The sequence below is a fragment of the Janthinobacterium sp. BJB401 genome (genome assembly GCF_013372745.1).
GTDB classification, from domain to species: Bacteria; Pseudomonadota; Gammaproteobacteria; order Burkholderiales; family Burkholderiaceae_D; genus Janthinobacterium; species Janthinobacterium rivuli.
Map to the genome: position 1 here is coordinate 43,939 of NZ_JABXFH010000037.1, position 16,176 is coordinate 60,114.

Sequence of the window (16,176 nt, forward strand, 5' to 3'; positions counted from 1 at the left end):
AACACACCATGAGTTATCTGGAACTGCACAAGCTGAACCTCGGCTACGCCAAGAACACGACGTCCGTCAAAGACCTGGACCTGCACGTCGAGCAGGGCGAACTGATCTCCCTGCTGGGCCCCAGCGGCTGCGGCAAGACCACCACCATGCGCGCCATCGCCGGCCTGATGCCGCTGCAGTCGGGCCGCATCATTTTGGATGGCCGCGAAATCGGCAAGCTGGCGCCGAACAAGCGCAATATCGGCATGGTGTTCCAGTCGTACGCGCTGTTCCCGCACCTGAACGTGTACGACAACATCGCTTTTGGTTTGCGCCTGCGCAAGGTCGCGCCGGCCCTGCTGAAAACCAAGGTGGAAGCCGTGATCGCCGCCGTCGGCCTGACGGGTTTTGAAACCCGCTTGCCGGCGCAGATGTCCGGCGGCCAGCAGCAGCGCGTGGCGCTGGCGCGCGCCATCGTCGTCGAGCCGGCCCTGCTGCTGCTCGATGAACCGCTGTCGAACCTGGACGCCAAGCTGCGCGTGCAGATGCGCGCCGAACTGCGCCGCATCCAGCGCGAACTGGGCATCACCATGCTGTACGTGACGCATGACCAGGAAGAAGCGCTGGCCCTGTCCGACCGCATCGTCGTCATGAATGGCGGGCGCATCGAGCAGCTGGCCGCGCCGGAAGCCGTCTTCAATACGCCGTCGACGCGCTTTGTCGCCAACTTCATGGGCTTTGAAAACCTGTTCGACTACCGCGACGGCGCGTTGCACCACGCGGGCGCCAGCCTGCCGTACACGTCTCCCGTCGCTGCCGGCACCACGGTGCTGGGCTGGCGTCCGGACAAGGTGCGCGTCTGCGCCTTTGATGACGCGGCGGGCCAGTATCCGGGCACCGTGCTGGCGCGTGGCTTCCTGGGCGACACCGTCGAATACCTGCTGCAAACGCCGCTGGGCCAGGTCAAGGGTATCTGTGCGGCCGGCGGCGCCGCCTGGCGCGAAGGCACTGCCGTCTCGTTCGTGCTGCCTGCCGGCAGCGCCCTGTGTTTGGCTGCGTAACCTCGTTTGGAATCATCATGGACAAACCCTTGAAAAAGATCTGGCTCGACACCGATCCCGGTTTCGACGACTGGCTGACGATGCTGCTCTTGAGTAGCAATCCGGACATCGAGTGGCTGGGCGTGAGCGTGGTGGCGGGCAATGCGCCCGTCGCCATCACCTACGACAACGCCTTGCGCATCAAGGCCCATGACGGTTTGACGGTGCCGATCTACCGCGGCTGCGAAGAGCCGCTGGCCGGCGTCATCGAAACGGCGCAGCGCATCCTCGGCGACAGCGGCATGCCGACGACGGGCGAGATCCTGCCACCCGGCGCGGCCACGGACGCTCCCGGCCACGCCGTCGATGCGCTGATTGACGCCGTGCGCAAGTATCCTGGCCAGATCACCATCATGGCGATTGCGCCGATGACCAATATCGCAACCGCGCTGGCCAAGGCGCCCGACATCGCGGAAAAAATCGTCGAAATCATTTTGATGGGCGGCTCGACCGACCAGGGCAACCATACGGCGGCGGCCGAATTCAATATCTATGCGGACCCGGAAGCGGCCGCCCAGGTGTTCCAGGCCGGCATCCCGCTACGCATGTTCGGCCTGAACCTGTGCCGCCAGCTCTTGGTGACGAATGCGGAAGTGCGGCAGCTGCGCGCCATCGGCACGCCGCGCGCGCAGCGGCTGGCCGGCTACCTGGAAGCGTATGTGCGCATCCGCAGCGCCGACGGTTCCGTGCCCATGCCCATGTACGACCCCGTGGTGGCCCTGTACCTGGAAGCGCCGCAGCTGTTCCAGTTCCAGAGCGCCCACGTGGCCATCGAATTGACGGGCGAACTGACGCGCGGCATGACGGTGTGCGAGTTCCGCGTGCCGCGCCGCGCCGCCATCAATACGCAAGTGGCGATGCTGGCCGACGGCCCGGCCGCCATCGCACTGCTGATGCAGCGCCTCGCCCGCCTTCTAGCCTGATCCACTTCATTACGAAACGAGTTTCATGTCTAATTCCCCCCTGAGCATCGAACAGTTTTTACGCGCCATGCCGAAAGTGGAGTTGCATTGCCATTTGTTCGGCACGGTGCGCCAGGCTACTTTCCGCGCGCTGGCCGCGAAGACGGGCAATGTCGTCACCCCCGAGGAAATCGACTCTTTCTACACGCGCGGCGAAAAGCCCGTCGGCGTGCTGCGCGTGCTGCGCGCGCTCGATGCGCACCTGATCGTCTCGCCGACAGACCTGTATTGCCTGGCCTACGAATACCTGGAAGACGTGCATGGCCACGGCGTGCGCTATGCGGAGTTCTTCTGGAACCCGACCGGCACCGTACGCGTCTCGGGTATCCGCTATGAGGCGGCGCAAGACGCCATCGTGGCCGCCATCCGCGACGCGCAGCGCGACTTTGGCGTGATCGGCCGTTTGATCCCCAGCATCGACCGCGAAGCGGCTCCCGCCGAAGCCGTGCAGATGGTGGAATGGATGAAGGCTTACCGCGCGCCGGAAGTCATCGGCATCGGCATCGACTACCGCGAAAACGACCGCCCGCCCGAGCTGTTCATCGAAGCTTACCGCGCCGCGCGCGAGGCCGGTTTCAAATGCACGGCGCATGCGGGCGAATTCGGCATGCCGTGGATGAACGTGGCGACGGCGATAGACGAATTGAAGGTGGACCGGGTCGACCACGGCTACACCATCGTCGACAACCCGGAACTGGCGCAGCGCTGCGTGGAGCGCGGCCTTGTCTTCACCGTGGTGCCGACCAATTCCTATTATCTGCGCACCCTGGCGCCCGAACGCTGGGCGCTCGACCACCCGATCCGCGCCATGGCCAAGCTGGGCCTGAAACTGCATCCGAACACGGACGACCCGACCCTGCACCACGTGACGCCGACGGGCGCCTGGATGATGATGCGCGAATTCGGTTTCGGCCTCGATGACATGCGCGGCTTCATGTTGAATGGCCTCGACGCGGCCTGGATAGACGAGTCCACGCGGCGCGACTGGCGCGCGGAGTTTGCGCGCGAATTCGATGCGTTGCGCGCCCGGGTCGCCGAGTAAATCAGGCCGACGCTGGCGGCGGTGCCAGCAGCGACGGAAACGCCCGCTGCGGGCAGCTTTGGCGCTCGCACACCTTGCAGCCCGTGCCGATGGGCGTGGCGCTGCTCGGGTCGTGCAAATCGAGTCCCTTCGAGTAGATCAGCCGGTGCGCCTGCGAAATGTCGCAGCCCAGCGCCACGGCAAACGTCTTGCCCGGTGCCCGAAAGCCCGGCGAGGCCGTGCTGACCTGGCGCGCGATCCACAGATAGGTGCAGCCGTCCGGCATGCTGGCCACTTGCGTGAGTACTTGTCCCGGATGGCTGAAGGCGTCGTAGACGATCCACAGCGGGCACGTGCCACCCACTCTTGAGAAATGAAAGTCCGTGGCCGACTGGCGCTTCGAGACGTTGCCTGCGCGGTCGACGCGCACGAAGAAAAACGGCAGCCCGGCCGCGTCGGGGCGCTGCATGGTGCTCAGGCGGTGGCACACGGCTTCGAAGCCCACGCCGAACTGGTGCGCCAGGCGCTCGATATCGTAGGCGCGCGTTTCCGCCGCCTGCAGGAAGCGCTGGTACGGCATCAACAGGGCGCCCGCGAAATAATTGGAAAACGCCAGGCGCGCGCTCGTTTGCGCGGCCGCGCCGGAGAGTCCCGCCGCCAGCACGAGAGCGTCGATCAGCTCGCTGTGCTCGAGCAGGCTGATTTGCGCCGCCATCTGGAAGGCGCGCTGGCCGCCCGTCAGGGTGTCGGGCAGCCACAGTATCTGTTGCTGGGCGTCGTAGCGGTGCTTGCGCACCATGCCCGCGTCGCCATCGGACAAGCGCACTGCGATGCCGTGGCGCTCCAGCAAGCGGCCTTGCAGCGCATCGAGCGTGCGCAGGGTGGGATCGAACTCGCCCGCCACCAGTTCCGCCGCCCGGTCCAGCTCATCGATGTAATTTTGCCGCCGGTTCAGGTATTCGCGCACTTCCTCGTCCGTGGACGGGGCCGCCGAGCTGGCGCCGCGGCTGCCATCGTCGAGACGCGCGGCCAGCGTGTCGGCCCGCTCCGCCATCACACGGTAGCGCCGCTGCAAGAGCAAGATCGAGCGGGCCAGCTCCGGCATGTTTTCCACCAGCATCTTGAGTTCCGCCATCGACGTGGGCGGCGCGTCCGGCAGTTCGCCGAACACGTCGCGCACGTCGGCCACGAGGCTGGCGCTGTCGTGTTCGGAAAAGATTTGCGGATCGACCCCCAGCACCGTGCCGATGCGCAGCAAAATCGGCACCGTCAGCGGGCGCTGGTTGCGTTCCATCTGGTTCAGGTAGCTGGGCGAAATGCCCAGGGACTTGGCCAGCGCCACCTGCGTCATGCGCCGTTCCTCGCGCAGCCGCTGCAGGCGCACGCCCATGAAAACCTTTGCCATCGCGTTTCCTCTTCCCCGGTTTGTGGAATCTGCAAATTTACAATATTTGCAGATTAACAGATTCAGCTTTGCATTATCTCGCATTTTCACGCCTTGTTCGCGGCGGCGATTGTGCGAATAATGCAAACAGACTGATACCCACACAAGGAGACACCGAGTGACCACGCAAACTGCAATTCCGACCGTTCCACTGTTGATCAACGGCGAGTGGGTTGAATCCCAAACCACCATCTGGCGCGACGTCGTCAACCCTGCCACGCAGGAAGTATTGGCCCGCGTACCGTTCGCCACGCCGGACGAAGTCAACGCGGCCATCGCCTCGGCCCAGCGCGCCTTCAAAACCTGGCGCAAGACGCCGATTGGCGCGCGCGCGCGTATCTTTTTGAAGCTCCAGCAGCTGATCCGTGAAAACATGGCCGATCTGGCCGCGACGCTCACCATGGAACAGGGCAAGACCCTGCTCGACGCGGAAGGCGACGTCTTCCGTGGCCTGGAAGTGGTGGAGCATGCCGCCAATATCGGCACCCTGCAAATGGGTGAATATGCGCAAAACGTGGCCGGCGGCGTCGATACCTACAGCGTGATGCAGCCGCTGGGCGTGTGCGCCGGCATTACCCCGTTCAATTTCCCTGCCATGATCCCGCTGTGGATGTTCCCGATGGCGATTGCCTGTGGCAACACTTTCGTGCTGAAACCATCGGAGCAAGACCCGCTCGTGACGGAAAAACTCGTGCGCCTGGCCTTGCAGGCTGGCATCCCGGCCGGCGTGCTGAACGTGATACACGGCGGCGAAGACGTCGTCAATGCCCTGTGCGACCACCCGAACATCAAGGCGATCTCGTTCGTGGGATCGAGCAAGGTGGGCACGCACGTGTACCAGCGCGCCAGCCTGAACGGCAAGCGCGCGCAATGCATGATGGGTGCCAAGAACCACGCCGTCGTCTTGCCGGACGCCAATAAAGAACAGACCCTGAACCAGTTGCTGGGCGCAGGCTTCGGCGCGGCCGGCCAGCGCTGCATGGCCGCCTCGGTCGCCGTGCTGGTGGGCGAGGCGCGCGAGTGGCTGCCGGAATTATCGGCCAAGGCGCAGACCTTGACGGTGGGCGCGGGCAAGGACAATCCTGACCTGGGTCCCGTCATCTCGTGCGCGGCAAAAGAGCGCGTCTTCAGCCTGGTCGCCAAGGGCATCGAACAGGGCGCCGTGCTGACCCTCGATGGCCGCGACGTCAAGGTCGATGGCTACCCGAACGGCAACTTCGTCGGACCGACGATTCTGTCTGGCGTGAAACCGGGCATGGCCGTGTATGACCAGGAAATCTTTGGCCCCGTGCTGATCGTCGTCGAAGTCGACACGCTCGATGAAGCGATTGCCCTGGTCAACGCGAATCCGAACGGCAACGGCACGGCGCTGTTCACGCAAAGCGGCGCGGCCGCCCGCTACTTCCAGGAAGAAATCGACGTGGGCCAGGTCGGCATCAACGTGCCCATTCCCGTGCCCGTTCCCCTGTTCAGCTTTACGGGCTCGCGCGGCTCCAAGCTGGGAGATTTGGGTCCGTTCGGCAAGCAAGTCGTGCTGTTCTACACGCAGACGCAAACGATTACCCAGCGCTGGTTCACGGACGCTGCCTCGGTGGGCAAGGTCAACACCACCATCAGCCTGAAATAAGGAGCTGGCATGGACTTTGAACTGAGCGACGAGCAGCGCGAGTTCCAGCAGGCGGCGCGCGCGTTTGCCGAAGGCGAACTGGCGCCGCACGCGGCCCATTGGGACGCGGAATCGATTTTTCCTGTGGAAACGATAGCCAAGGCGGGCGAGATGGGCTTTTGCGGCCTGTACACGCCACAGCGCTGGGGCGGCCTGGGCCTCTCCCGCCAGGATGCGGCCATCGTGTTTGAAGAGCTGGCCGGCGGCTGCACCTCGACCACGGCTTACATCACCATCCACAACATGGCCACCTGGATGCTATCGCGCTGGGGCCAAGAAGCCCTGTGCGACGAGTGGGTGCCGGCCCTGGCCGCCGGGCAGAAGCTGGCCAGCTATTGCCTGACGGAACCGCAATCCGGTTCCGACGCGGCATCGTTGCGCACCAAAGCCGTCAGGAATGGCGACTTTTATGTACTCGACGGCACGAAAGCCTTCATTTCCGGCGCGGGCCAGACGGATATGCTGATCGTCATGGCGAGAACCGGCGGCGAGGGCGCTGGGGGTATTTCCGCGTTTGCCGTGCCGGCCAACTTGCCCGGCATCGTGTATGGCAAGAAAGAAGAAAAGATGGGCTGGAACAGCCAGCCCACGCGCATCATCAGCTTCGACCAGGTGAAAGTGCCGGCGGCTAACTTGCTGGGCGCGGAAGGCGAAGGCTTTGCCATTGCCATGAAGGGCATCGATGGCGGGCGCATCAATATCGCCGTGTGCTCGGTGGGCACGGCGCAGGCGGCCCTCACGCGGGCGCAGGTGTACATGAAGGAGCGCACGCAGTTCGGCCGCGAACTGGCGCAATTCCAGGCTCTGCAATTCAAGCTGGCCGACATGCTGACGGAACTGGTGGCGGCGCGCCAGATGGTGCGCCTGGCAGCCTGGAAACTGGACCAGGAAAGCCCGGACGCCACGGCGTATTGCGCCATGGCCAAACGTTTCGCCACGGATGCCGGTTTTAATGTGGCCAACGATGCGCTGCAATTGCACGGCGGCTATGGCTACATTCGCGAGTATCCGCTCGAGCGCCACGTGCGCGACACGCGGGTGCACCAGATCCTGGAAGGGACGAATGAAATCATGCGCCTGATCGTCGCGCGAGCGATTTTGAAAGACGGCGCCACGGAGACCTTACGATGAGCAAAGTGTATACAAATTTACTGCTGGAACGCCGTGGCCATACGGCCCTGGTGACGCTTGACAACCCGCCCGCCCACACGTGGACCCTGGCCAGCCTGAACGCGCTGACGCAGCTGGTGGCCGACCTGAACGCGGATCCGGACGTGTACGCGCTGGTGATCACGGGCGGCGGCGCCAAGTTCTTCTCGGCCGGTGCGGATCTGAAAGTGTTTGCCGATGGCAATAAGGACACGGCGTTCGCCATGGCCGCCGCGTTTGGCGAGGCCTTCGAGGCGCTGTCCGCGTTTCGCGGCGTCAGCATTGCCGCCATCAATGGTTATGCCATGGGCGGCGGGCTCGAATGCGCGCTGGCCTGCGATATCCGTATTGCCGAAGAACATGCGCAGATGGCCTTGCCGGAAGCATCGGTCGGTTTGCTGCCGTGCGCGGGCGGCACGCAGCATTTGCCGTGGCTGGTGGGCGAAGGCTGGGCCAAGCGCATGATTTTATGCGGCGAGAGAGTCGATGCGGCCAAGGCGCTGGCCATCGGCCTTGTGGAGGAAGTTGTGCCCACCGGCAAGGCTGCCGCCACGGCGCTGGCCCTGGCCGCCAAGGTGGCGCGCCAAAGTCCCAGCAGCGTGACGGCGTGCAAGACCCTGATCCAGGGCGCGCGCAGCCATCCGCTGGTCAACTCCTTGCCCGATGAACGCACCCTGTTCCTCGGCCTGTTCGATACGCAAGACCAGAAAGAGGGTGTGCAAGCGTTCCTGGAAAAACGTCCGGCGGAGTGGAAGAATGGTTGAAACTACTGTGGCTGAAACCTTGCTTGAAACAGTGAAACTGGAAGAACGCGACTGTCCTGGCGGCATGAAGCTGGGCGTCATCACCCTCGACGCGCCAAAGTCCTTGCATGCCCTGAACCTGGACATGATACGTGCCATCGATGGCGCCCTCGTGCGCTGGGCCAGTGACGACGCCATCGCCTGCGTGGTGCTGCAATCGTCGACCGACAAGGCCTTCTGTGCCGGCGGCGACGTGCGCAGCCTGCGTACGGCCATCGTCGAGCAGCCGGATGTCGTGCCGAACCCGCAGGCGCTGGCCTTCTTTGCCGAGGAATACCGGCTCGACCACCGCATCCATACGTATGCGAAACCGCTGCTGGTGTGGGGCGGCGGCATCGTCATGGGCGGCGGGCTGGGCCTGATGGCGGGCGCCAGCCACCGTGTCGTGACGGAAAGCACGCGCATCGCCATGCCGGAAATCACGATCGGCCTGTTCCCCGACGTGGGCGGCAGCTGGTTCCTGGGCCGCATGCCGGGGCGCAGCGGACTGTTCCTGGGGCTGACGGGGGCGCCGATGAACGCGGCCGACGCCCTGTTCACCGGTCTGGGCGACTATTTCCTGCGCCAGGAAGAGCGCGCCATGGTGCTCGACTCGCTGGCGCTGGCGCAATGGCAAGCCAGCCCGCAGGCGAACAGCGAGCAGCTGAACCGCTTGCTGCGCGGCTTCTCGGCGCCGGCGTCCATGCTGCCCGTCTCGGAAGTGCGCGCCAACTTCGACGCCATCGCCGTGCTGACGCAAGCGCCCACCTTGCCTGAAGTGGTGGCGGCCATTGCCGCGTATGACGGCGATTCGGCCTGGCTGCAAAAGGCGGCCCACTCGCTCGACAAGGGCGCGCCCACTTCGGCCGCCTTGGTGTGGGCCATGCGCGACCGCACACGCCACATGAGTCTAGCGCAAGTGTTCCAGCTGGAATTGATTGTTGCCGTGCAATGCTGTGCCCATGCCGATTTCCGCGAAGGCGTGCGCGCCTTGCTGATCGACAAGGACAACGCGCCGCAATGGCAGCCGGCCAGCCTGGCCGAGGTCAGCGGTGCGTATCTCAATGAATATTTCGCGGCGCCATGGGATAGCCATCCTTTGCGCGACCTGCATTAAAAGAACAACAGGAGATTTTTACCATGCAACATATCGCTTTCATCGGCTTGGGCAACATGGGCGCGCCGATGGCCCGCAATCTGGTGGCCGCCGGCTTCCACGTGTCCGTGTTCGACCTGGCGCCGGCGGCAGTGGCGTCCCTCGTTGAGGCGGGCGCCACGGCGGCTGCGTCCGCCAGCGCGGCCGTGCAGACGGCCGACGCCGTCATCACCATGTTGCCAGCCAACAAGCACGTGCAGGAACTGTACCTGGCGGCCGGCGGCGTGCTGGACTCGGCCAAGCCCGGTGCCTTGTTCATCGATTGCAGCACCATTGCGGCCGATGTGGCGCGCCAGGTAGCGCAAGCGGCTGGCGAGCGCGGCTTTGCCATGATCGATGCGCCCGTCTCGGGCGGCACGGCGGGCGCGGCGGCCGGCACCCTGACCTTTATCGTCGGCGGTAGTGTAGCGGCCTTGCAGCAGGCGCGGCCTTTGCTGGAAAAGATGGGCAAGAACATCTTCCATGCGGGCGAGGCGGGCGCGGGCCAGGTGGCGAAGATTTGCAACAACATGCTGCTGGGGATCTTGATGGCGGGGACGGCCGAGGCGCTGAACCTGGGCGTGGCGCATGGCCTGGACCCGAAAGTGTTGTCCGATATCATGGCCAAGAGTTCGGGCCGCAACTGGACCCTGGAAGTGTACAACCCGTGGCCCGGTGTCATGGACGGCACGCCTGCTTCGCGCGATTACACGGGCGGCTTCGGCACGGCGCTGATGCTGAAAGACCTGGGCCTGGCGCAGCAGTCGGCCCTGTCGGCGAACGCGCCCACGCCCTTGGGCGGGCTGGTGCGGCAGTTGTACCAGATGCATGCGCAAGCCGGTTATGCGCAGCAGGATTTCTCCAGCATCGTGCAAATGTTGCAGCCGGGCTTGAATAAACCCGTTTGAGGAATTTTGGGCAAAAAAAAGCCCGCTGGTAAAAGCGGGCTAAATCCAATTCTTGGAAGAGTTGGAGGAGACAGATGCATTATGCTGCATCGCCACATATAACTCCAATTTATCTTTGGAATATCAACTATAGATTTCCGTGATATCTCTTCCCGGTAGCCGCGCAGCGGCTACCGTTGCCGCCACTCAGGCCGGATTGCAAACGATCTGCACCGTCGTCACATTCGCTTCGCCCATGGTGCCGCCGCCCGTGCCTGGCTGTACCGAGCACTTCAGCCCCTTTGGCTGGGTTTCGGAGACGCTGATGCCATAGGTGTCGCCATAGGCGACCGAGCCGGACATGGTAAAGGTCGTGGCGTCCTTGGCCACCGTTGTTGTCGTACTGCCGTTAATCAGCACCAGGCCGTCCACCGTCAGGCCGGAAACCGTGCCGCCCACGGTATATCTGTTTTGCGAGCAAGTAACCGCGGCGCTGATATTGATGTAATGGCCAGCCGAACCGGAACCACCGCTGATGCCGCAAGTCATGTGGGCTGGTTGTTTATTGACGGTGATGTTGTAGTCGGTGCCATAGTCGATGCGCTTGCCGAAGGTAAACGACGTTTTGCCCGCAGGAACCGGCAGGGTGTCGCTGCCATTGGCCAGGATCAGTCCTTCATTGTTCAAGCCTGTGATGGTGCCGCTGACATCATACGAGGCCTTGCCGCCGCAAGCGGCCAGTCCCAGGGTCAGCAGCAGTGCGGCGAGTGGGCGCAAGCAGGATAACTTCATGTATTTCTCCAAAAAATAGGTGACGGATCGCAAGGATTACTGCGGCGTGCAGTCAAGTGTGGCCGCGGTCGTGGCGGCGGAGCCCATCGTGCCGACCGTATCGCTGCCGTCCGCACTGCTGGAACCCTGGAAGCGGCACTTCAGGCCCGTTGGCTGAGCCAGTATGGAAATGCCGTACGCGGCGCCGTCATCAACACTTGCGAATTCGTAGGCGGTGGCGCCAGCCAGCAGGGTGGTGCCGTTGGGGCCCATCACCAGACGCAAGCCATCGGCGCTCAGGCCCGTGACCGTGCCGCGAAGCGGGTAGGTATTGGTCTTGCAGATCACCTGGGCCGTGGTCACGGAGTAGCTCGATGCCTTGCCGACGCCATTGATAATCGTGCAAACGGCGCCCTTGGGCTGTTGCGCGATGGTGATGTCGTAGCGGTCATCGTTCTTGACCAGCTTGGTGAAAACAAACTGGCCCTGGCCCGCAGGGACCGGCAAGCGTTCCCCGTCATTCTGGAGAATCAGGCCATCCTTGGCCAGACCGCCAACCGTGCCTTGCAGATACAGGTTGCCGCCGCTGCCGCCGCAGGCTGCCAGTGTGGCGGCGCAAGCCGCCGCCAGCATCGAGCGCAGGTACAAATTTTTCATACAGTCTCCAAAACGAATTAGGTTGGGTAGCGCAACGCGGACGCTGGCGCCGCATTGGAATGGCGCCTATTTTAGTCTATCTGGCAAGCTGAATGATCTTGCCTTGTATCACCCTGTAACAATTTTTCGCCGGGAAGCGCTGGCCCGGCCCCATTTCACGGGGGCGCAGCCATGCCGGCGGCGGCGATCGGTGCGACAATAGCTATACCCTGCGCACTGTGACGCAGCATCCCATTGTGAGTCCCATGTCCCTTGCTCCTGTAAAACCCGCCGTGCCGCCCAAGGCCATCCTCTTCGACCTCGACGATACCTTGTGGCCCATCGCGCCCGTGATTGCCGCCGCCGAAACCCTGCTGCACGACTGGCTGGCCACGCATGCACCCAAGGTGGCGCAGCAGTTTTCCATCGAGCTGCTGCGCCAGCACCGTCTGGCCATGCTCAATGAACAACCGCATTTCCATGGCAACCTGATCGAGTTGCGCCGCGCGGGCCTGCTGGCCGCCTTCGAGGCGGCCGGCGAGGATCCCGCCCTGGTCGACGGCGCCATCGCGCAGTTCCTTGCGGCCCGTCATCGCGTCCAGCCATATGACGACGTCTTGCCGGGCCTGGCCTGGATGGGCCAGCGCATGCTGGTCGGCTCCATCTCGAATGGCAATGCGGACCTTGAAATTATCGGCCTGGCGCAGCATTTCAAGGTATCGATCGCCGCCAGCGACTTTGGCGTGGCCAAGCCCGACGCCAGCATCTTCCTGGCCGCTTGCGCCGCGCTGGACGTGGCGCCCCATGAAGCCGTGTATGTCGGCGACGATCTGTATTTCGATGTGACGGGAGCGCAGGGGGCGGGCATGCGTGCCGTGTGGATGAACCGCAAGGGCAGCGATGCCCACCTGGCCGCCGGCGTGCAGCCCGACGCCATCTGCGCCAACTTTGATGAATTGCTGTTGTGGCTGCAGGGGCAACTGGAAGATTGATCGCCGCGGGACGAGCGAACGTGCATAATAGGCGCTGTTGCTGCACGTTCGGCCGCTTTCGTTGCCGCTTTTCTAAAAAATACTTGCTAAGAAATACTTGCCTAAATAAAACACCATGCAACTCGATACACGTGCCCAAACACTGCTGAAAGCCCTGGTCGAGCGATATATCGCCGACGGCCTGCCGGTCGGTTCGCGCGCCTTGTCGAAAATTTCCGGCCTCGACCTGTCGCCAGCCACGATCCGCAACATCATGGCTGACCTGGAAGAGCTCGGTTATGTCTCCAGTCCGCACACCTCGGCCGGACGCATCCCCACGCCGCGCGGCTACCGCATCTTTGTCGACACCTTGCTGACTGTCCGGCATCTGGATGAGCATCTGGTGGAGTCGCGCATGCGCCTGCAGACGCCGCAGCCGCAAAAGACCATCGCCAACGCGGCGCAGATGTTGTCGTCGCTGTCGCAGTTCGCCGGCGTCGTGCTCAGCCCGCGGCGCGAATCCGTGTTCCAGCAAATCGAATTCTTGCGCCTGTCCGAAAAACGCATCCTGCTCGTCATCGTCGCCCCCGGCGGCGACGTGCAGAACCGTTTATTGCTGACGGAAGCCGACTATACGCCGGCGCAACTGGTGCAATCGGCCAACTATATCAATCAGAATTATGGCGGCCTGTCCTTCGACGCCGTGCGCGTGCGCCTGCAGGGCGAATTGCGCCAGCTGCGCGACGATATGGGCAGCCTGATGCAGGCGGCCGTGGAAGCGGGCAGCGAAGCGATGGCCGACCATAGCGACGACATGGTGATTTCCGGCGAGCGCAACTTGCTCAGCGTGAGCGATCTGTCATCGAATATGCATTCGCTGCGCCAGATGTTCGACATGTTCGAGCAAAAAACGGGTTTGATGCAGCTGCTCGACGTGTCGAGCAAGGCGACGGGCGTGCAGATTTTCATCGGCGGCGAATCGAACCTGGTGCCGATGGATGAAATGAGCGTGGTGACGGCGCCGTATGAAGTCAACGGCAAGATCGTGGGAACGCTGGGAGTGATCGGGCCGACGCGCATGGCTTACGAACGCGTCATCCCGATTGTCGATATCACGGCCAAGTTGCTGTCAAGCGCGCTCAGCCATCATTGATCGTACTGCCTGACGCGCCAGCCGCTCCGTGGGAGCGGCAAGCGTGGATCAGGCGGTTTTGTGCGGGCAAGCTGTCTTGGTGCAGTTGCCGTAGATGGCCAGGGCGTGTTCGGCGATCTTGAAGCCGCGCTCCTCGGCCACTTTTTGCTGGCGGATTTCGATTTCTTCGTCGAAGAATTCTTCGACCCGGCCACAGTCGAGGCACACCAGGTGGTCGTGGTGGGAGCCTTCGTTGAGTTCGAAAATCGCCTTGCCGGTTTCAAAATGGTTGCGGTTGAGCAAGCCAGCCTGTTCGAATTGGGTCAGGACGCGGTAGACAGTTGCCAAACCGACATCCATATTGTCGGCCAGCAGAATTTTATACACGTCTTCCGCGGTCAGGTGGCGTACCGGGCTACTCTGGAAGATATCGAGTATCTTCAGCCGTGGCAGGGTGGCTTTCAGGCCGCTTGCCTTGAGATCACTAGGATTGTTACTCATGTTTGTTGCTCGTATGTGGGTCAGGTGCTTTATCATATAGCGTTTTGTCGGGGAGTGCCAAAATATGCTTTTTTTTGGCGGGCCGGTCACTCCTGGCGTTTTGTTCATCCAATTGAGGTCATTTATGCGCGTAACACCGGCTGTATTGCCATCTCTCTGGCACCGTATTTCATTTCGAGCACCAGTCGTGGCAGGCATGGTCTGTGTCGCGCTGGCCATGTCCGGCTGCGCCAGCCGTGGCATTCTGGGCGAAAAGCCGGCAGCTGCTCAAAAAGAAGGCAAGGAACTGGTTCCCGAACAGGGCGCACAAACGACCACCATCACGCCGCTGCAAAAATTCATGTGGTTTTTCTCGCCCTACCGTCCTGACATTCAACAAGGCAACTTTGTCTCCGAAGAGATGCTGGCCCAGTTGAAAGTGGGCATGACGCGTGACCAGGTGCGTTTCGTCCTCGGCACCTCGCTGCTGACCGATATCTTCCATGCCGACCGCTGGGATTACCCGTTCCGCCTGGCCCGGGGCAGTGGCGAAACCACCAGCAGCCGCGTGGTCGTGTACTTCGGCAAGGATGGCAAGGTTGAACGTTTCGAAGGCGGCAACTTGCCGACGGAAAAAGAATACATCGACCGCATCGCCGGTCCGTCGCCATTCGCCAAGGTTGCCAAGGCTGACGCGCCTGCCGCCGCCGTGCCATCGCCCGTGGCGCCAAGCGCCGTGCCGGTGCCGGCCGATGCCGCGCCAGCCATTCCTGTGAGTAAGCCTGCGCTTGTACCTGCACCTGCAACGGCGCCTGCCGCCGAGCCTGCACCCGCTGCCGAACCCACCAAATAAGTTGTTGTAAGAGAATAAAATGACTGAACTGAAAATTGCCATCGCTGGCGCCAGCGGCCGTATGGGCCATATCCTGATCGAAGCCGTCAGCAACGCGCCTGACGCTGTTCTCGCTGGCGCGCTGGACCGCGCTGGTTCGCCGTCCGTTGGCCAGGATGCCGCCGCCTTTCTCGGTAAACCTGCCGGCGTGCTGATCGAATCCGACTTGGCCACCGGCCTGGCCGGCGCCGATTACCTGATCGACTTCACGCGTCCCGAAGGCACTTTGCAGCACCTGGCGTATTGCGCCGAGCATGGCATCAAGATGATCATCGGCACCACCGGTTTCGATGACGCTGGCAAGGCTGCGATTGCCGCCGCCGCCGAAAAGACGGCCATCATGTTCGCGCCGAACATGAGCGTGGGCGTGAACGTCACCATGAAGCTGCTGGAACTGGCCGCGAAAAGCCTGTCCGAAGGCTATGACATCGAGATCATCGAAGCCCATCACCGCCACAAGGTCGATGCGCCGTCGGGCACGGCCCTGCAAATGGGCGAAGTGGTGGCCGGTGCCCTGGGCCGCGACTTGAAGGAATGCGCCGTGTACGGCCGCGAAGGCGTGACGGGCGAACGCGACCCGTCGACCATCGGCTTTGCCACCATCCGCGGCGGCGATATCGTCGGCGACCATACGGTGCTGTTTGCCGGCATCGGCGAGCGCATCGAGATCAGCCACAAGTCGAGCAGCCGCGTCACCTACGCCCACGGCGCCCTGCGCGCCGCGCGTTTCCTGGTCGACAAGCCGACCGGCCTGTTCGACATGCAGGACGTGCTGTCGCTGAAGAACTGAGGAAGATATGGCCACTGCCATCCTGAATGGAAAAGACATCACCGACGTAGCGAGCTTTCACGCGCAATGCGTGCCAGCCTTCGGTTTCCCCGAGTTCTACGGCAACAGCATGGATGCCTGGGTCGATTGCCTCAGCTATCTGCGCGACGACGAAAACATGACGCAGTTCCGTTTGAAACCAAACGAAGTGCTCGACATCGTTGTGCAGGATGCGGAAGCGATGAAGGCGCAAGTGCCGGATTTACTGGAAGAAATCACGTTCTGTATCGCCGGCATCAATGAGCGCTATGAGGATTATGGCGAGAAGCCGGCGTTGAAGCTGACCCTGAAATAATTGTCGTATCACCCCAACGGCGAAATACCGGGGTCGGACCCTCAG

The 16,176-nt window shown here is 62.8% G+C and carries 17 protein-coding genes; 13 read left to right on the forward strand and 4 right to left on the reverse strand.

Features of this window, described 5'->3' with window-relative positions; translation table 11 throughout:
- Positions 1–8: 8 nt before the first annotated feature.
- The 3 genes from HWE17_RS20875 to HWE17_RS20885 are packed head-to-tail and all read left to right on the forward strand — an operon-like array spanning position 9 to position 3,083.
- Positions 9–1,040: an ABC transporter ATP-binding protein gene (locus HWE17_RS20875; protein WP_176390084.1), complete on the forward strand. Its 1,032-nt coding sequence runs from the start codon at positions 9–11 to the stop codon at positions 1,038–1,040.
- A 17-nt stretch (positions 1,041–1,057) separates the two neighbouring features.
- Entirely contained in the window at positions 1,058–2,002 is a 945-nt protein-coding gene (locus tag HWE17_RS20880; RefSeq protein ID WP_255206336.1) for a nucleoside hydrolase, read from the forward strand.
- 25 nt (positions 2,003–2,027) lie between these two features.
- Positions 2,028–3,083, forward strand: a complete 1,056-nt coding sequence (locus HWE17_RS20885; protein ID WP_176390085.1) for an adenosine deaminase — start codon at positions 2,028–2,030, stop codon at positions 3,081–3,083.
- A 1-nt stretch (position 3,084) separates the two neighbouring features.
- On the opposite strand, the gene HWE17_RS20890 is transcribed toward HWE17_RS20885, so the two are convergent.
- Positions 3,085–4,467, reverse strand: a complete 1,383-nt coding sequence (locus HWE17_RS20890; protein ID WP_176390086.1) for a short-chain fatty acyl-CoA regulator family protein — start codon at positions 4,465–4,467, stop codon at positions 3,085–3,087.
- Positions 4,468–4,624: 157 nt separating this feature from the next.
- Here HWE17_RS20890 and HWE17_RS20895 point away from each other — a divergent pair, with 157 nt between their 5' ends.
- From HWE17_RS20895 to mmsB, 5 genes are read left to right on the forward strand one after another with little or no spacing between them, the layout of a single operon-like run.
- Positions 4,625–6,133, forward strand: a complete 1,509-nt coding sequence (locus HWE17_RS20895; protein WP_176390087.1) for a CoA-acylating methylmalonate-semialdehyde dehydrogenase — start codon at positions 4,625–4,627, stop codon at positions 6,131–6,133.
- Between the two features lie 9 nt (positions 6,134–6,142).
- Positions 6,143–7,303 carry an acyl-CoA dehydrogenase family protein gene (locus HWE17_RS20900; RefSeq protein WP_176390088.1) on the forward strand — a complete coding sequence of 387 codons (1,161 nt, stop codon included), beginning with the start codon at positions 6,143–6,145 and terminating at the stop codon, positions 7,301–7,303.
- Positions 7,300–8,085 carry an enoyl-CoA hydratase gene (locus HWE17_RS20905; protein WP_035822702.1) on the forward strand — a complete coding sequence of 262 codons (786 nt, stop codon included), beginning with the start codon at positions 7,300–7,302 and terminating at the stop codon, positions 8,083–8,085. Before HWE17_RS20900 ends, HWE17_RS20905 begins: the two co-directional genes overlap by 4 nt.
- Entirely contained in the window at positions 8,078–9,220 is a 1,143-nt protein-coding gene (locus HWE17_RS20910; RefSeq protein WP_176390089.1) for an enoyl-CoA hydratase/isomerase family protein, read from the forward strand. The genes HWE17_RS20905 and HWE17_RS20910 overlap by 8 nt, the downstream gene beginning before the upstream one ends.
- A 23-nt stretch (positions 9,221–9,243) precedes the next feature.
- Positions 9,244–10,146 (forward strand): 3-hydroxyisobutyrate dehydrogenase, encoded by a 903-nt coding sequence (mmsB, locus tag HWE17_RS20915; RefSeq protein ID WP_035822699.1) that lies wholly within the window; start codon positions 9,244–9,246, stop codon positions 10,144–10,146.
- 186 nt (positions 10,147–10,332) lie between these two features.
- On the opposite strand, the gene HWE17_RS20920 is transcribed toward mmsB, so the two are convergent.
- The gene (locus tag HWE17_RS20920) at positions 10,333–10,917 is read right to left on the reverse strand and encodes a hypothetical protein (protein WP_176390090.1); all 585 of its coding nucleotides are present in this window, start codon (positions 10,915–10,917) and stop codon (positions 10,333–10,335) included.
- 36 nt (positions 10,918–10,953) lie between these two features.
- A complete protein-coding gene (locus HWE17_RS20925; RefSeq protein ID WP_176390091.1) occupies positions 10,954–11,553 on the reverse strand; it encodes a hypothetical protein in 600 nt (199 codons plus the stop codon).
- 245 nt (positions 11,554–11,798) lie between these two features.
- On the opposite strand from HWE17_RS20925, the gene HWE17_RS20930 reads away from it, so the two are divergent.
- Both HWE17_RS20930 and hrcA read left to right on the forward strand, forming a co-directional pair.
- Complete coding sequence (locus tag HWE17_RS20930; RefSeq protein ID WP_176390092.1) at positions 11,799–12,524, forward strand: HAD family hydrolase; 726 nt, start codon at positions 11,799–11,801, stop codon at positions 12,522–12,524.
- 115 nt (positions 12,525–12,639) lie between these two features.
- Positions 12,640–13,656, forward strand: coding sequence for a heat-inducible transcriptional repressor HrcA (gene hrcA, locus HWE17_RS20935; protein WP_034745713.1), 1,017 nt, complete (start codon positions 12,640–12,642; stop codon positions 13,654–13,656).
- 48 nt (positions 13,657–13,704) lie between these two features.
- On the opposite strand, the gene fur is transcribed toward hrcA, so the two are convergent.
- Complete coding sequence (gene fur, locus HWE17_RS20940; RefSeq protein ID WP_034745717.1) at positions 13,705–14,136, reverse strand: ferric iron uptake transcriptional regulator; 432 nt, start codon at positions 14,134–14,136, stop codon at positions 13,705–13,707.
- A gap of 196 nt (positions 14,137–14,332) precedes the next feature.
- Between fur and HWE17_RS20945 the strand changes: the two genes are divergently transcribed.
- From HWE17_RS20945 to HWE17_RS20955, 3 genes are read left to right on the forward strand one after another with little or no spacing between them, the layout of a single operon-like run.
- Positions 14,333–14,968 carry an outer membrane protein assembly factor BamE gene (locus tag HWE17_RS20945; protein WP_255206337.1) on the forward strand — a complete coding sequence of 212 codons (636 nt, stop codon included), beginning with the start codon at positions 14,333–14,335 and terminating at the stop codon, positions 14,966–14,968.
- Positions 14,969–14,987: 19 nt separating this feature from the next.
- Positions 14,988–15,797, forward strand: a complete 810-nt coding sequence (gene dapB / locus HWE17_RS20950; RefSeq protein ID WP_176390093.1) for a 4-hydroxy-tetrahydrodipicolinate reductase — start codon at positions 14,988–14,990, stop codon at positions 15,795–15,797.
- Positions 15,798–15,804: 7 nt separating this feature from the next.
- Positions 15,805–16,131 (forward strand): barstar family protein, encoded by a 327-nt coding sequence (locus HWE17_RS20955; protein ID WP_176390094.1) that lies wholly within the window; start codon positions 15,805–15,807, stop codon positions 16,129–16,131.
- The last annotated feature ends 45 nt before the right edge of the window (positions 16,132–16,176 follow it).

Bases quoted from the DNA above. Each gene is read 5' to 3' on its own strand.
- HWE17_RS20875 (WP_176390084.1), top strand. From the start codon at position 9: ATGAGTTATCTGGAACTGCACAAGCTGAACCTCGGCTACGCCAAGAAC.
- HWE17_RS20880 (WP_255206336.1), top strand. From the start codon at position 1,058: ATGGACAAACCCTTGAAAAAGATCTGGCTCGACACCGATCCCGGTTTC.
- HWE17_RS20885 (WP_176390085.1), top strand. From the start codon at position 2,028: ATGTCTAATTCCCCCCTGAGCATCGAACAGTTTTTACGCGCCATGCCG.
- HWE17_RS20890 (WP_176390086.1), bottom strand. From the start codon at position 4,467: ATGGCAAAGGTTTTCATGGGCGTGCGCCTGCAGCGGCTGCGCGAGGAA.
- HWE17_RS20900 (WP_176390088.1), top strand. From the start codon at position 6,143: ATGGACTTTGAACTGAGCGACGAGCAGCGCGAGTTCCAGCAGGCGGCG.
- HWE17_RS20905 (WP_035822702.1), top strand. From the start codon at position 7,300: ATGAGCAAAGTGTATACAAATTTACTGCTGGAACGCCGTGGCCATACG.
- HWE17_RS20910 (WP_176390089.1), top strand. From the start codon at position 8,078: ATGGTTGAAACTACTGTGGCTGAAACCTTGCTTGAAACAGTGAAACTG.
- mmsB (WP_035822699.1), top strand. From the start codon at position 9,244: ATGCAACATATCGCTTTCATCGGCTTGGGCAACATGGGCGCGCCGATG.
- HWE17_RS20920 (WP_176390090.1), bottom strand. From the start codon at position 10,917: ATGAAGTTATCCTGCTTGCGCCCACTCGCCGCACTGCTGCTGACCCTG.
- HWE17_RS20925 (WP_176390091.1), bottom strand. From the start codon at position 11,553: ATGAAAAATTTGTACCTGCGCTCGATGCTGGCGGCGGCTTGCGCCGCC.
- HWE17_RS20930 (WP_176390092.1), top strand. From the start codon at position 11,799: ATGTCCCTTGCTCCTGTAAAACCCGCCGTGCCGCCCAAGGCCATCCTC.
- hrcA (WP_034745713.1), top strand. From the start codon at position 12,640: ATGCAACTCGATACACGTGCCCAAACACTGCTGAAAGCCCTGGTCGAG.
- fur (WP_034745717.1), bottom strand. From the start codon at position 14,136: ATGAGTAACAATCCTAGTGATCTCAAGGCAAGCGGCCTGAAAGCCACC.
- HWE17_RS20945 (WP_255206337.1), top strand. From the start codon at position 14,333: ATGGTCTGTGTCGCGCTGGCCATGTCCGGCTGCGCCAGCCGTGGCATT.
- dapB (WP_176390093.1), top strand. From the start codon at position 14,988: ATGACTGAACTGAAAATTGCCATCGCTGGCGCCAGCGGCCGTATGGGC.
- HWE17_RS20955 (WP_176390094.1), top strand. From the start codon at position 15,805: ATGGCCACTGCCATCCTGAATGGAAAAGACATCACCGACGTAGCGAGC.